We start from the raw sequence: 14,374 nt of genomic DNA on the forward strand, positions 1-14,374 counted from the left end.
CGTGACGGTGCCGTTGAACGTGACGGTGTTGGTGACAGCCTGCGCGCTGGCCGGGATGGATCCGCCGGCCAAGGCGCTGATCAGCCAGAACGCCTTTCTCATGCGTGACATAGATTTGCTCGCGAAATGTGGTGACGCCAGATCATCACTCGCGTGGCGTGTTCGAAACTTACGGTAGATGACTAACAACCTTTAGGGGAAATACGTACGTAGTGAGTGCGGAGCGGACTGGACCGGTTCATCGTACGAATGGCCGTCGCTAAACGATGAGCAACTCTACGTGGGTAGAGACGAGCGACTCGATTGCGCTTCCGGAATGTCTGCTTCTCGGCGTTGTTGACCCAAACCCGACAGGCCGGTTTCCACCCGGGATCGCCGATCACCGGTAGGTAAGTGGGCGCCCTGAGGCGATCCAATGGCACGTGAGACATATGGTCGGACTGCGCACTTGTGCCGACCGTCAGCGAACTGCGCGAACCTCAGTCCCGTGGAATCGTATCGCGAAACGGCACGGTCAGCACCTGCCGACCGGTCTCGTCATGAACGACGAACACCTCGCGCCCCAGTCCCTCGCCAGCTCGCAGGCGGGCCGCCATGATCTCGCGCGCGGTGGCGACCGCCTCCTTGTAAGCGTGTGCAAGGCCTGGAAGCTCAACCCCTTCCAGATCCTCGTGCCTGTGAGCCCCATCGTGAATGTCGAAGTGGAAGCGCATAGCATTCTCGGCCGTTCGAACGTCGCCCGGCTGTCATACCGTCTTGGCCCTGACTTCGTTCCGGCTTGGATCCGTCAGTAGCTACGTTCAACATCTGCCGTGCAGGTTTGGATGGTTGAGATCGACAGCAGGTCGGCTCGATCCCAAGAACCATCTTCTGGTTCCCCCTTGCGGCCACCAATCCAGGTGTTCTGCGCCTTCGTGACCATCCGTTCTGGGTTTGAGCCAAAACCTGGTGCACGAAAGAACGGTGTCGGGTATGCCTGCGGTTCGTATCTCGGGAGCAAACGGAAACACGTGCCGGACAGGTTCGAACAGGATCGCATCCAAGGCGAGATCGGTCGCTCGTCGGCTTCCAAAGACCCGTTCGCGGCGGCGGTTCGTGCCACCCGCATGCCGATGGTCATAACCGACCCTCTGAAGCACGACAATCCGATCGTCTTCGTGAACGCATCGTTCGAGCGGCTGACAGGCTACACCCGTGACGAATGCGTCGGCCGGAACTGCCGCTTCCTGCAGGGACCGGGCACGAACCCCGACGACGTCGCCAAACTCCGCGAAGCGATCGCGAACCGAACGACCGTCGAGACCGAGATCCTGAACTACCGGAAGGACGGGTCCACGTTCTGGAACCACGTCCTGATCTCGCCCGTGTTCGACGACGACGGCATGGCGGCGTTCTTCTTCGCCTCGCAGTTCGACGTGACGCCCGAGCGCAACCGACTGGCGGAGGTTCAACAGGACCGGGCCAACTTGGAATACGAGATCGAGCGTCGCATCAACGATCTGGCGCGCACGGAGGATCGGCTGAGGTTCACGCTGGGAGCGGGCCGCCTCGGAGCGTGGACGCTTGATCTGAAGGACCGTCGCCTTGTCTCGTCAGCGCGATGCAAGGAGAACTTTGGTCGCGGACCGACCGACACGTTCACCTACGACGACCTCGTCTCGTCGATCCACCCGGGCGACCTTCTGCGCTGGCAGGAAGCGCTCAACGCTGCGATCACCGACGACGGAGGGGAGTTCGGCATCGAGTACCGGGCTGTGGCACCGGACGGTCAGGTTCGGTGGGTGGAGGTGCGCGGTCAGGTGAACCGCGATGTCGATGGCGTACCGATCGGTATGGCTGGCGTGTCGATCGACATCACGGCCCGAAAGCGATCCGACGAGCACCGTGAGCTGCTGGCGGGCGAACTCGATCACCGCGTGAAGAACACGTTGGCGAACGTCCAATCCATCATTAGCCAGACCTTGCAGTCCGCGCCATCCCTCGAGGAAGCGGCGAAGATCCTGAGCAGTCGCATTCAGGCGCTCGCATCTGCTCACGAGGTGCTTCTGAGCGATGCCGTGACGTCGGCGGATCTTCATCAGCTCATCGCAAACGCCCTGAGGCCGTTTCTGACGGCAGGGGATGGGCGGATCAGCGTAACCGGCCCGTCGATCCGTCTCCGGTCTCGCGTCGCGACCACGGTGACGCTCGCGATCCACGAGCTTGCAACCAATGCTGCCAAGTACGGTGCGCTCTCGACCAAGGACGGGTCCGTCTCGATCATGTGGAAGATCGACGGGCCAGCGAACGACAGGTTCGAGCTGTGCTGGGAAGAGAGCGATGGTCCCGCGGTCGTTGCCCCTGCGCGGCGGGGCTTTGGATCGAGGGTCTTGGAGCGTGCCCTGCCGTTGGAGTTGAACGGCACGGCGACGACGGACTACAGGCCGACGGGGTTGCGATATTGCCTCCAAGCCGGCCTTTCCGGAATTGTCGAGGGAGCAGCCGTATAAGGCTGCCCCATATACAGCGCGCCTTTTGCAATCGCCGCGCTGACGCATACGTGATCACTCTAGCCGCGATGTCGGCTTGTGGAGGTAAGCCCACTCAAAGTGGACCGTCGCCTTTCCACCCCGTCGAGCCGATAGGCGCTTGGGAAGCGGACGACCGGAAGCGGTCAATCCGCTATCGACCCACCATGGTCACTGCTGAGTTTGATAACGAATCCCGAAAGCGGACGTTTAGATCACCAATGGCTGACGCCGCCTCGCCCTAAGCCGAGGTGACGACTAGAGAAACACGGTCGACCGGACTTCAGACCGCCTTCAGAGTGACAGAGGTATTCCAAGGGTCGCGCAGCGTCAGGCTGGTTGTTGAGACTACGTTATCGATGTCGCCGATACGTCCACGCACCGCATCGAGAGCGTCTTGACCGACTGCGATCTCCACGTCGGCAAGCCCCGTCGTCGGTTCGGTTCGCACGGGAGCACCCGCGCTGTTCCAGACGTTGGCCGCCAGCCGGTGGTGGTAGCCGCCAGACCCGAAAAAGGTCCCTCCCGGATAGCGGCAGGTCACGTCGAACCCGAGCAGATCGCGGTAGAAGCTCTCGGCCGGGGCCACGGTGCCCACCTGAAGGTGAACGTGGCCGATCTCGCCACCGTCCGGGAAGCCGGACCAGTCACGTCCCTGGGCGGACCGCACGAGGCTGTCGACGTCGAGGGCTTGCGTCGTCATATGGATCAAGTTGCCGTCCCGCTTCCAGACGCTTCGGGGACGGTCGGCGTAGATTTCGACTCCGTTCCCCTCGGGATCGTCGAGGTAGACCGCCTCGCTCACCGAATGGTCCGACGCACCCGAGAGCCGAATGCACCTCCCGGCGGTGAACGAGAGCCATGCGCCGAGATCGGCACGCTCGGGCAGAAGGAAGGCCGTATGGAACAGTCCGGCTTCCCGCGGGGACCGCCGCCGGGCGGACTGGTCGAGGCGAAGATCGATGAGGTTCGCCGCTTGAGTTCCGAGCCGGACATGGCTCGATCCGCGCTCCCTCTCCTGAAGGCCGATCACGTCCCGGTAGAAGCGAGAGACGGCCTCCAGATCGTGGACGACGAGCGTCACACCGCCGATCCGGTGCGGCGCTGCGGCAGGCAATGGGTTCCGGCCGAGCGCTTCGTGGGAGCCGATATCAGCCTGCGTCATGAGACAACTCCGTCGGTGTTGCGAGGGGCCGGGGCGCGGGCTCAGACCTTCGACGTACGAAGGGCGGCAACGGGCGTCGGACGCAGCGCATAGGCCCCGTCGCCAAGAAGCGCGACCGCGAGGAGCCCGACGATCCAGAGCGCCAGAAACTCCCAACCGCCGTTGGGGTTGGTGAAGAAGAAGCCGGCGGACCCGTGCACCGTGACGATGGCGCCTGCGATGATGGGAACGAGCGCGAGCGCAACGATGCGGCTATAGACGCCGGCGATCAATGAGATGCCGCCAAGGACCTCGGCGAGGATAACGAGGTAGGCGAGCGGACCGGGAAGACCGAGACTGGCGAAGAACTGGGCCGTCCCGGCGGGCGTGAACACGAACACCTTCAGGCCGGCATGTGCCAGGAACAGGATGCCGAGCGCGACGCGCAGGACGGTGGCGGCGTAAGGGGCAGTGCGGGTGTCGATCATGGCGGGGTCTCCGGCTGGTTCGGTGGGACCCATATGCGCCCGGCTGACCGGGTTGATAATCCAGCCTTTCTGACAGACAGAACACACCGTCAGTGTGAGGTGGGCTATGGACAGGTTCACGAGCTTGCAGGTCTTCTCGCGGGTCGCCGGCCTCGGCAGCCTCGCCGCTGCCGCCCGTGCGTTGGGAATGTCGCAGACCATGGCGACCAAGCACGTCTCGGCACTTGAGGATCGGATTGGGGTCAAGCTCCTCCATCGCACGACGCGCAAGCTCACGCTTACCGAAGCGGGACGTCGTTACCTCGACAGCGTCGAGCGTATCCTGGGCGACCTGGAGGAGGCTGAGGCGGTCGCCGCCGCGGAGAGGGTCGAGGTGTCGGGCACGCTGCGGATCAACGCGCCCGTTTCGTTCGGTGCCCGGGAACTCGCACCGTTGCTCGGTGCGTTCTGCTCGGACCATCCGAACCTCGTCATCGATCTCGGCCTGAACGACCGTGTGGTGGACCTGGTCGAGGAAGGGTGGGACATGGCGATCCGGATCGGTCGCATCCAGGATCGATCGCTCATCGCCCGCAAGCTGGCGCCGTGCCGCCTTCTGGTAGCCGCGTCACCGGACTACCTTCGGCTCCACGGAACGCCGAGGACGTTGGAGGATCTCGGTTCGCACGTCTGCTTGGGCTACACGCTGTCCAGCGCCCTGTGGCCGGATCGATGGGGGTTCGGACGCGACGGGGACGTCGTGGTTCCGGTCCGGGGAAACCTGCGCGCCAACAACGGCGATGCCCTCCTTGCGGCCGCGGTCGCCGGTCAGGGCATCGTCTACGAACCGACGTTCCTGCTGGCCGACGCGATCCGCGACGGAAGGCTGACCGCGTTGACACTCGATCACCCGCCGGTCGAGTTCCCGGGCGTGTTCGCGGTGTACGTCGCCAACCGGCGCCCGCCCGCCAAGGTTCGCGCCTTCATCGACTTCCTGGTTCGACGGATCGGAACGACGCCGCCGTGGGACCGGGACCTCGGAATGTGACGGGAGGCACGGGACGTCATCGCGCGCCTCCCTTACCATCGGCTGGCAGTCTTATGCGCGGGGCGCGCCCTGCTTGCGCACGAACGCCGCAAAGCCGTTCATCCAGCCCTGGAAGAAGTCCCGGCTCCTGTCGCCGACGGTCCCGTCCGCGTTCACGAGACCGTCCGTCCACTGGATGTAGGCCTCGGGTTGTCCGAACGTCGGCATGTCGAAGAACGCCAGGATGGTGCGCAGATGCTGCTGGGCCGCCACCGTTCCCGTGCCTCCCGGCGAGACGCCGACGATGCCTGCGGAACGGCCCGCCCAGGACGTCGCACCGTAGGGGCGCGAGCCGTGGTCGAGGGCGTTCTTCAGGGCGCCGGGGACCGAACGGTTGTACTCCGGCGTGACGAACAGCACACCGTCCGCGGACTCGACGGCCGCCTTCATCCGGCGCACGGCAGGCGCCTGGTCGCCGTCGTCATCCTGATTGTACAGGGGCAGGTCGCCGATCGGCACGTCGAAGAACTCGAAGTCCTCGGGCGCGAGCCGGATCAGGGCGTTGGCGAGCTAGCGGTTGGTCGAGCCCTCGCGCAGGCTGCCGATCATCGTTGCGATGCGATAGGTCATGGGACTGTCCTTTGGATGGTCGGCGCGTCAGGACTCGATGCGTCCGCGCTCGCTTTCGTAGGTCATGGGGTCGAGGTCGAACGAACTCTGGTTCCGGTCGAGCGATGAGATGCTTGCCATGTCGGCATCCGACAGCTCGAAGTCCCAGGCGGCGTAGTTGTCGGCCAGATGCCTGGTTTCGGCCGCCTTCGGGATCACGACGAGCCCGTTCTGAAGGTGCCAGCGAAGCACCACCTGAGCCGGCGAGCGACCGAGGCGTGCCGCGATCTCGGCGACGGCCTCGTTCTTCAGGATGAGCCCGTGCTCCAGCGGGCTCCAGGCCTGCGTGAGGATGCCGTTGGCGGCGTTGTAGGCGCGTGTCCCGCGCTGCTGGAAGCGCGGGTGCAGTTCCACCTGGTTGATCACCGGCGACACACCCGTCTCGCCGACGATCCTGTCGATGAGGTCCGGAGTGAAGTTGGCGACGCCGATCGAGCGCACGCGGCCCTCTTCCTGCAAGCGAACCAGGGCGCGCCAGCTCTCGGCGTACAGATCCTTGGCGGGCTGCGGCCAGTGGATGAGGTAGAGGTCGATCGACCCGATCAGCTTCTCGCTGGCGTCGAAGGCGCGCAGCGCGTTGTCGTATCCATGCATGCCGTCTTGCAGCTTCGTGGTCACGAAGACCTCGTCCCGGCCGACGTCGAGCGAGCGAAGGCCCTCGCCGACCTCGGCCTCGTTGCCGTAGACGGTCGCGGTATCGAAGTGGCGATACCCGAGCCGGACCGCTTCACGCATCAGGGCGGGCAGCGTTCCTTCGGGCACGTACATGACGCCGAGCCCCATCTGCGGGATGGCCACGCCATCGCGCATCGGCAGGCTCCGAGCGGTGTCGTTCATGAATGTCTCCTGGTGCGTTGCCCGGTGAGCGGCACGACGGCATGGAGCCGGACCGACGGGTCACCGGGCACGAGTATCTCTGATGGATTGGGTTGGGGTGGCGGGCAGCGCCCAGCCTCAGGCGGCAGTCCGTTCGGCTCGCAGGTGCGCGGCGATCCAGGCGTCGATGTCGGTGACCGGGATGGACTGACGCTCGTTGAACGTCCCCGCCTTCGGCCACGAGTAGCCGCGGCCCATGGCGAAGGCCGCCCGGTACTTGCGCATCATGTTCGCCGGGTCCTTCGCCAGCTCCTCCTTCAGGAACGGCACGCCCCACTCGGAGCGCTCGAAGGGACGGCCGAGCCCCGCCTCCAGCTTGTCGGCGATCTCGCCGTAGGTCACCGTGTCGCCCGCCAGGAACACGATCTCGTTGCGGATCGTCGGCTCGAAGAACACGATCTCCGCGGTCAGCTTCCCGATGTCGTCCGGGGTCGTCAGCGTCACGGCGGTGTCGAGGCTGCCCAGCGCGGTGACGACGGACTTCTCCAGATCGACGACGCCGAACTCCGGCTCGAACAGGTAGCTCATGAACATGCCCGTCGAGATGACGACCCACTCGGTCTTGGTCTGTGAGCGAAGAAGCTCGCGCACGTCCAACTGCGCGTCGAAGATGTCCTGCGGGCTGCCGCGGCCGATCGCCTCGAAGTCGACGCCGAACTGCCAGGGGAAGTAGCGGGGAATGCCCGACTGCAACGCGGCCTTGGCCAGCTTCATGGGCGTGTCGATCCCGGCGGCGTAGCCTGTGCAGCCGATCACGGTGTCGTAGCGCGAGAACACGGCGGCCAGTTCGTCGACGGAGCTCGACACGAGGTCGCCGATGACGATCTCGATGCCGGCATCGCGGATCGCGGCAATGTCGCGCTGCTTGGCGGGCGCGTCGGACTTCACTGCGCTGGCCCGAAGCAGGACGCTGATCTTCGCCCCGTCGATGTCCTTGGCGCGACGCGCCAGGTTCAGGAGGACAGGCATGCCCAGCTCGCCCGCGCCGAGGACGAGGATGTTGCGTGACTTCACGCCGGAGACTGCATCGTTCATGGTTCCAACTCGTTCGTGAATGACGATGCCGGTCATCTGGCACCGACGAACGAGGCGCAAAAGAAGGTACACGCGTGATCCTGTGAACCAGACACTCAGCAGGGAAGACGTCCTGCGGTACTCGCAAACCGTCTGCGACGGGCTTCGGGACGACGACGACGGGGTGCGCCGCGAGGTGCTGGCGCACGCGGGCAACCGATGGTCGCTGGGTGTCATCCACACGCTCGGCGTCTACGGACGCCTGCGCCATGCCGAGATCCAGCGGCGCATGCACGGCGTCACGCAGCGCATGCTGACACGCACGCTGCGCTCGCTGGAGCGCGATGGCTTGGTGATCCGCACCGACTTCAACGAGAACCCACCGCGGGTCGAGTACGAGCTGTCGGAGTCCGGCCTGGAGCTGCTCGTCCGGATGGTGCCGATATGGACGTGGATCGTCGAGAACGCGGACGGGTTCCGTGCGTCCCGGGAAAGGTTCGATGCCAGGAATGACGGCGACTGAACGGACGGCCCGACAAACCTAGCTTATCTCCCGGTGGAAGATGACGCGTCGGTGGGACCTGCGCCGAACACAGTGTCGACGTTCATCCGATAGTCGCAGATCGGCGGCCCCGATCAAACGACCGCTTTGTCAGAAACGTGCCGCGTAGCGGACTGGCAGGTAACCACCCGGTCGAGCCGATCGGTGTCGAGCGAGCGGACGCTCGAAAGCCGTCCATCCGCTATCGACCCTTCTCGGCTGTTGATCACGCCGTCGCGCTTGCCCAGAAGCAGACGACCCTACGGACGATCGTGCTCCTCCAACTCAACCGGCGCCGAGGAAGGGATCAACCGCGGTGAGGACCTCACTTTGCGCTTTGGCATCGAGCGAAAGCAGTGGGCGTGGTGGCTGCACCTGTCCAAGCCCGAGTGCTTCGAGCAGCACATACATCACGCGCAGGCTGCCATAGGCCTTGAAGGTGTTCCACAGCGGCCGGAGCACCTCGTCGAGGTGCCTAGCTTCCTGCACGTCACCGGAGTTCGCTGCCCGCGCGATCGCCAGCACCGGACGCGGCAGGAGACCACCGAGCACGCTGTAGAAGGCATCCGCTCCCGCCAGCAATGCATCCGCCATACCCCAGTCTCCGCTGTAGCCGACCGAAAGATCGGTCCGCTCGCGCAGGGTCGTCAACTCGCCGAAGATGCCGCCATTCGTCGGAAGCGGCATCTTGACGGCCTGGATCGTCGGGAGACGGGACAAGCGTTCCAGAAGCTCGGTGGCGAAGCTGAAATGAGTGGTGCCAGGGTTGTTGCAGACGCAGAGGGGTAAGACGGATGCCGACGCCACCGCCCGGTAGTGCTCGAACGCCTCGTCCTGGGTCAAAGGCGTGTAGGAGACCGGCGCCATCAGAAGCGCGTCGGCGCCGGACACTTCCGCATCGCGGGCGAGATCGATGGCGTGGTCCGTCCGCAGCGCCCCGACACCGACGACGAGCGGCACGCGACCGTCCACGCACTTCGACCGCCGCCGCGACTGCACGGTGACGCTCCTCGCGCGTGAGGTAGGCGTAGGTGCCGGTAGAGCCCAACAAACCGATCGAGGCGACCTTCGCCTTGCAAAGGCGTTCCAGCAGCCGCGAGAGCATCTCGACATCGACGCGCCCGTCGGCATCAGTCGGCGTCAGGGGAAAGGCCGACAAACCACGGAAGGGATGGTGTCGGGCAGCAATACTCATCGGGTAAACCTCCTGGCGGTGAGACGGTCATTCGACCTGCGCGCCCGCTCTTTCAATCCAGTTTCGAAACGTCCGTCGTTTGTGGCCCGCATCGCGACCCTGCACGATCAGTAGGTGGAAGGCGGCCAAGCCCAGCGGACGCTCAGGGAACAACGGGACCAGACGCCCGGCAGCTACGTCGGCCGCCACGAGCGCACTTGGACCCATGGCGACGCCGACGCCGTCGATCGCCGCTTGGAGCGAGTGGTACAGGGGTTCGAACCGCAGTTGGGAGTGTCCCCGCACGTCCGGACCGCCTGCCAGCATCAGCCAGTCCGGCCAGAGATGGGCTACGGACTCGGCATGAAGCAACGTGTGCGCATCGAGATCGTGAACGTCCCGGATCGGGCGAGCGGCGAGCAGAGCAGGGCTTGCGACCGGAACGCAGGTCTCGTCCAGGAAGGGCGTGCTGGTGGTGCCGATCGCCCCGCGCCGGATCGCGATGTCGAACGCGTCCGCGATCGACTCGACCGGCGCGATCGAGGCGGACAGGCGCACCTCAATCTCCGGATGATGGATGGCGAAGCTCGGCAGACGCGGGATCAGCCATCGCATCGTGAAGGTTTGGGGTGCATTCACCCGAAGCAGGTGAGGCCCATCCTGCCGGATCAGGTCTGAGCTGGCGCTGGCGAGCCCGTCGAGAAGCGCCGTCGCATCAGCAAGGAACTGTCGACCCTCAGTCGTCAGCGCGACCCCGCGCCCGTCCTTGGCGAACAGGCGCAGGCCTAGCCAGTCCTCCAGGATGGCGACCTGACGGCTGACGGCGCCGTGAGTGACGCCAAGCTCGGCTCCGGCGGCACCGAAGCTCCCGAGCCGGCCGGCACTTTCGAACGCTTTCACCGCGTTCAGAGGCGGAAGGCGGCGTCTCATTCGTGAGCTTTCCTGACGGGTGCCGCAGGCTAACTCGATTGTCCGTAGACGGGAAGACCACCACAAAAGGGGACAAAGACGGAACCCCTAATGTCCCCGTTGCCCCAAACCGAACAATTCCTCGTCCGCCCGCTCCTACCCTCCGACTCACTCGCGGAGCTGACGGCGCTTCTCCATTCCGCCTATGGACGCTTGGCGCGGATGGGGCTGCGCTACATGGCGACCCATCAGAGCGAGGCCGTCACCCGCGAGCGGATCGAAGCTGGCACCTGCCTCGTCGCGGTGGATGGTGGCAGGGTCGTCGGGACAATCCTCTTCCGCAGTCCGCAACAGACCATCGGGTGCCCATGGTACGACCGGCCCGAAGTCGCCTCGCTCGGCCAGTTCGCAGTCGATCCGCAGATCCAGGCGCGTGGGATCGGGCATCGGCTCCTGCGTGAGGTCGAACGGCTTGGCTCGGGGTGCGGCGCCGGTGAGCTCGCGCTCGACACGGCCGAGCCCGCCACGCACCTCGTCGACTGGTACACGCGTCTCGGCTACCGCTTCGTCGAGCATGCGCAGTGGTCGCATACGAATTACCGGAGCGTGATCCTCAGCAAGCAGCTCTCGAACACAACGGTGCCATGAGGTGAAGTTCATCCACCTATCCGACCTGCACCTCGTCCCACACGGGCATGAGTTGCACGGCCTTCGTCCAAGCGAGCGTTTGGAAGCCTGCGTCTCACAGATCGCCTGCGAACACGGCGATGCAGCTTTCTGCGTCGTGAGTGGAGACCTGACCCATGATAGCGATCCGCTCGCCTATAGGGAAGCGGCGCGGATCCTGTCTCGCCTTCCGATGCCGGTTCACTTGATGATCGGCAATCACGACGACCGCGACGCATTCCGGGCCGCATTCCCCGATGCTCCCCGCAACCGGCACGGCTTTGTCCAGCAGGTCGTCGACACGCCGATGGGGCGATTTGTGCTTCTCGACACTCACGAGCCAGGCCGCCCAGAGGGGCGGTTGTGCGAGCAGCGGCTGGAATGGCTTGGCGAGGCGATCGAGGGCTGGTCCGGCCCGCTCTTTCTGTTCCTGCATCATCCGCCGTTTCCGGTCGGCTTTGATCGGATGGACCGCATCCGTCTCCAGGACGGCGATGCACTCGCCTCCGTGCTGGCGCGATCGAACGCGAGCATCTGGCATCTCTTCGTCGGCCACCTCCATCGCAATGTCGCCGGATCCTGGCGCGGGTGGCCGTTCACCGGCGTTCGAGGAACAAGCCACCAGATCGCCCTCGACTTCACGATGCGGAGCGATGCTCCCGTTAGCTTCGAAGCGCCCGGTTATGGGGTGGTCCTAGTAGAAGCCGACGGCGTCATCGTTCACTTCGGTGAGGTCACAAGCTAGCGTCCGGGACCGCCAGCCCGGCCACATCCTTTCTCCTGGAAGCGGTCCCATGTCCGATGTCCTGAACCAACTCCTGGTCGTCTACGGCGCCTACCTCCTGGCGACGGCAAGCCCTGGACCCAGCAATATGGCGATCATGGGCGTGGCCATGAGCCAAGGGCGTCGACCTGCGTTGGCTGTCGCAGCAGGCGTCGTTGCCGGCAGCATGACCTGGGCGATGCTGGCCGCGACCGGTCTCTCCGTCGTTCTCACGGCCTGGGCACACGCCCTGTTCGCGATCAAGATCATCGGTGGCCTCTATCTTCTCTACCTCGCCTATCGCTCGGCACGCTCCGCCCTGGCAGCCCGCCCCATGGACGCGGCACCAGTGCCTTCTGCCCCGAGCTATCGCGCCTTGTTCCGCCGTGGGTTTCTCCTGCACATCGCCAACCCCAAGGCGATCCTGGCCTGGGTTGCGATCATGTCGCTTGGCCTTCAACCGGGCATGCCGACCTGGACGCTACAGGCGGTGATCGCGGGATGTGCGCTGCTCGGCATCTTCGTGTTCGGTGGCTATGCCCTCGTCTTCTCGACCCCTGCAATAGTCCGGGGCTACCGGAGAGCCTCGCGGTGGATCGAAGCGGGTCTTGCGTCCTTCTTCGGCTTCGCAGGTCTGCGCCTTCTGCTATCCCGTTCGTAGCAGGCAGTGGCGGCTTTCGACCGTGAAAGCTCCAGAGCGGACTGTCACCTTTCCACCCGTTCGAGCCGACTGGCGTCGCAGAAGCGGACGCCCAATACAGTCGGACAGCTATCGACCCAACTCAGACGCCGCCGGCCTTCCAACGCTCGCCCCAAACCGGACATTCTGGATGTCCAGGATCGTAATAACGGGATTGCGGTTCAGGCTGCCTTTCTCATTACGGCCTTGCGGGCATACATGCGCTCGTCTGCCCGGCGCGCGATCCCATCGATCGTGTCGTGCGAACAGATCGCCGTCGTGCCGACACTGGCTCCGATGCGAGCGGTCCCCTGTGGCACTGCAATCGCCTGCTGAAGCGCGTCCGCGATCCGCCCTGCCACTATGCGGGCGCGCTGGCGATCGCCGGACAGGAGCACGACGAACTCGTCTCCGCCGACCCGGGCCACGAACGCGTCGTCTCCTGCGATCATCGAGATCCGTCGTGCCGCAGCACATAGGACTAGGTCCCCCGCCTCGTGCCCCAATGTGTCGTTGACGGACTTGAACCGGTCGAGATCGATGCAGAGCCAGTGGAGGCCATCCAGCTTCTCCTCGATTACCTGCCGCACGACCGCCTCAAGATGACGGCGGTTCCAAAGGCCGGTCAGGTGATCCGTCGTCGCCAGCCGATCAACGGAGCGACGGTCCAGCAAGGCCTCGACCGCACGTGCGTACTGCAAACGACAGTGTCCCAGCACCGATACGATGCCGACAAGCATCGAAACTGCGAGATACGTGCTGGTAGTGTCGTCCAACGTCGTCAGGAAGATCGCCGGTATCGCCAACGGGATCGTCGTTTGCGGGTAGCCGATCTTAGGCTGCAGGGCGACGTAGGGGATCGGGCCATAGGCCATGCCGACCGCTGTCGCGAGCGCCCAGTTCAGCATTGCTGAGTCGCCGCTGAGAATTACAAGCGCCGTGAACGCGGCGAACGCGACCGAGAGGCCAATGCCGCCAATGCCGTAAGCCGTTTGCCAACGGATCTGGCTTGGGCGCGACTGCGAACGGTCGCCGAACCGCTCATAGGTCTCGGCCACAGCGACGCGAATGAGGCAGGCGAGCCAAACAGCGATCGCGGCGACTACCATTGCGAGGGACGGCGACTGGTGCACGGCTGCAACCGTCGGCGCGACGGCGATGAGGACCATCCATCGGACGCCGGTGCGCGACTCGTACATGCGGGCCGTCAGATCGGCGACCACATCGTCGGGCAGGTCGCGGTAGGCTGGTATGTTTGTGCGCGTCATACCAAAGCCTTCCCCGACGTCATGGGGAAAATACGTAGACCGACTTAACAGGCCGTTCCTATCCCGCATGTGTAGCTAAGCTTCGTCAGCCACTCATGCGCTCGAAGCTTTCATCCGCCAACTGCAGCTCGACGCCCCGATCGCGGCCAACGGTCGGCCGAACGGCACCCGACGGCGAGCGACCGTCATGCCTGAAGGAAGCGAACTGCGCCGCTCGCTCCTGCATGGCATGGACCGGACGGTTAGAAAGCGGCGTGACGGAGATCGGAAGGCGTGACTGAACAGGAGTGATGGAAGCGTTCTTGGTCTCCTCCAAGGTGAAGAAGCCAGCCCGCTGGTTCAGCCGCGCCGCCTCCTCCGACAGTTGGCCCGAGGTTGCCGCCATCTCGTTGGCCGCCCCGGCATTGGCTTGCGTGACCTGATCCAACTGTTGAATGGCCTGGTTGATCTGCTCGATGCCGACCGATTGCTCACGGCAGGCCGCCGAGATCTCGGAGACAAGTTCCGCTGTGCGGTTGATGTCGGGAAGAAGTGCGTCCAGCATTCGTCCGGCCTCTTCCGACGTCACCAGCGTCTCCTGTGAAAGCTGCCCGATCTCCGTAGCGGCTCCCTGACTGCGTTCGGCCAGCTTGCGCACCTCGGAGGCCACGACGGCAAAGCCCTTCCCGCG

General features: G+C 64.8%; 15 protein-coding genes and 1 pseudogene. 6 read left to right on the forward strand and 10 right to left on the reverse strand.

Annotated features, from left to right (window positions below; all coding sequences use genetic code 11):
- Window positions 1-479: 479 nt before the first annotated feature.
- Window positions 480-713: a hypothetical protein gene (locus AUL35_RS20630; RefSeq protein WP_062018385.1), complete on the reverse strand. Its 234-nt coding sequence runs from the start codon at window positions 711-713 to the stop codon at window positions 480-482.
- Window positions 714-1,010: 297 nt separating this feature from the next.
- On the opposite strand from AUL35_RS20630, the gene AUL35_RS20635 reads away from it, so the two are divergent.
- Window positions 1,011-2,489 (forward strand): PAS domain-containing protein, encoded by a 1,479-nt coding sequence (locus AUL35_RS20635; protein ID WP_062018387.1) that lies wholly within the window; start codon window positions 1,011-1,013, stop codon window positions 2,487-2,489.
- A gap of 301 nt (window positions 2,490-2,790) precedes the next feature.
- On the opposite strand, the gene AUL35_RS20640 is transcribed toward AUL35_RS20635, so the two are convergent.
- Entirely contained in the window at window positions 2,791-3,672 is an 882-nt protein-coding gene (locus AUL35_RS20640) for a VOC family protein (protein ID WP_062018389.1), read from the reverse strand.
- A 41-nt stretch (window positions 3,673-3,713) separates the two neighbouring features.
- A complete protein-coding gene (locus AUL35_RS20645) occupies window positions 3,714-4,139 on the reverse strand; it encodes a DoxX family protein (protein ID WP_062018391.1) in 426 nt (141 codons plus the stop codon).
- Between the two features lie 106 nt (window positions 4,140-4,245).
- On the opposite strand from AUL35_RS20645, the gene AUL35_RS20650 reads away from it, so the two are divergent.
- Window positions 4,246-5,166 (forward strand): LysR family transcriptional regulator, encoded by a 921-nt coding sequence (locus AUL35_RS20650; protein WP_062018393.1) that lies wholly within the window; start codon window positions 4,246-4,248, stop codon window positions 5,164-5,166.
- Between the two features lie 51 nt (window positions 5,167-5,217).
- Here the strand turns inward: AUL35_RS20650 and AUL35_RS20655 are convergent, their stop codons facing one another.
- From AUL35_RS20655 to AUL35_RS20665, 3 genes are all read right to left on the reverse strand, one after another.
- Window positions 5,218-5,703, reverse strand: a complete 486-nt coding sequence (locus AUL35_RS20655) for an NADPH-dependent FMN reductase (protein ID WP_306304384.1) — start codon at window positions 5,701-5,703, stop codon at window positions 5,218-5,220.
- A 99-nt stretch (window positions 5,704-5,802) separates the two neighbouring features.
- Entirely contained in the window at window positions 5,803-6,651 is an 849-nt protein-coding gene (locus tag AUL35_RS20660; protein WP_062018395.1) for an aldo/keto reductase, read from the reverse strand.
- Between the two features lie 117 nt (window positions 6,652-6,768).
- The gene (locus AUL35_RS20665; RefSeq protein WP_062018397.1) at window positions 6,769-7,725 is read right to left on the reverse strand and encodes an aromatic alcohol reductase; all 957 of its coding nucleotides are present in this window, start codon (window positions 7,723-7,725) and stop codon (window positions 6,769-6,771) included.
- An 82-nt stretch (window positions 7,726-7,807) separates the two neighbouring features.
- Here AUL35_RS20665 and AUL35_RS20670 point away from each other — a divergent pair, with 82 nt between their 5' ends.
- Window positions 7,808-8,227: a helix-turn-helix domain-containing protein gene (locus tag AUL35_RS20670; RefSeq protein ID WP_062018399.1), complete on the forward strand. Its 420-nt coding sequence runs from the start codon at window positions 7,808-7,810 to the stop codon at window positions 8,225-8,227.
- Between the two features lie 303 nt (window positions 8,228-8,530).
- Here the strand turns inward: AUL35_RS20670 and AUL35_RS20675 are convergent.
- Window positions 8,531-9,440: pseudogene (locus tag AUL35_RS20675) on the reverse strand (dihydrodipicolinate synthase family protein).
- 27 nt (window positions 9,441-9,467) lie between these two features.
- Window positions 9,468-10,349 (reverse strand): LysR substrate-binding domain-containing protein, encoded by an 882-nt coding sequence (locus AUL35_RS20680; RefSeq protein ID WP_062018400.1) that lies wholly within the window; start codon window positions 10,347-10,349, stop codon window positions 9,468-9,470.
- Between the two features lie 90 nt (window positions 10,350-10,439).
- On the opposite strand from AUL35_RS20680, the gene AUL35_RS20685 reads away from it, so the two are divergent.
- Genes AUL35_RS20685 through AUL35_RS20695 form a run of 3 tightly spaced genes read left to right on the forward strand, consistent with a single transcriptional unit; the run spans window position 10,440 to window position 12,418 of the window.
- Window positions 10,440-10,976: a GNAT family N-acetyltransferase gene (locus tag AUL35_RS20685; RefSeq protein ID WP_062018403.1), complete on the forward strand. Its 537-nt coding sequence runs from the start codon at window positions 10,440-10,442 to the stop codon at window positions 10,974-10,976.
- 1 nt (window position 10,977) lies between these two features.
- Window positions 10,978-11,739: a phosphodiesterase gene (locus AUL35_RS20690; protein WP_062018405.1), complete on the forward strand. Its 762-nt coding sequence runs from the start codon at window positions 10,978-10,980 to the stop codon at window positions 11,737-11,739.
- Window positions 11,740-11,788: 49 nt separating this feature from the next.
- Window positions 11,789-12,418, forward strand: coding sequence for a LysE family translocator (locus tag AUL35_RS20695; protein WP_062018407.1), 630 nt, complete (start codon window positions 11,789-11,791; stop codon window positions 12,416-12,418).
- A gap of 200 nt (window positions 12,419-12,618) precedes the next feature.
- Here the strand turns inward: AUL35_RS20695 and AUL35_RS20700 are convergent, their stop codons facing one another.
- Window positions 12,619-13,704 (reverse strand): diguanylate cyclase, encoded by a 1,086-nt coding sequence (locus AUL35_RS20700; protein ID WP_062018408.1) that lies wholly within the window; start codon window positions 13,702-13,704, stop codon window positions 12,619-12,621.
- Window positions 13,705-13,789: 85 nt separating this feature from the next.
- A partial coding sequence (locus tag AUL35_RS20705) for a methyl-accepting chemotaxis protein (RefSeq protein ID WP_244493861.1) occupies window positions 13,790-14,374 on the reverse strand: 585 nt, incomplete at its 5' end.

This window comes from Aureimonas sp. AU4, from assembly GCF_001463765.1.
In the GTDB taxonomy this organism is placed as follows: Bacteria; Pseudomonadota; Alphaproteobacteria; order Rhizobiales; family Rhizobiaceae; genus Aureimonas.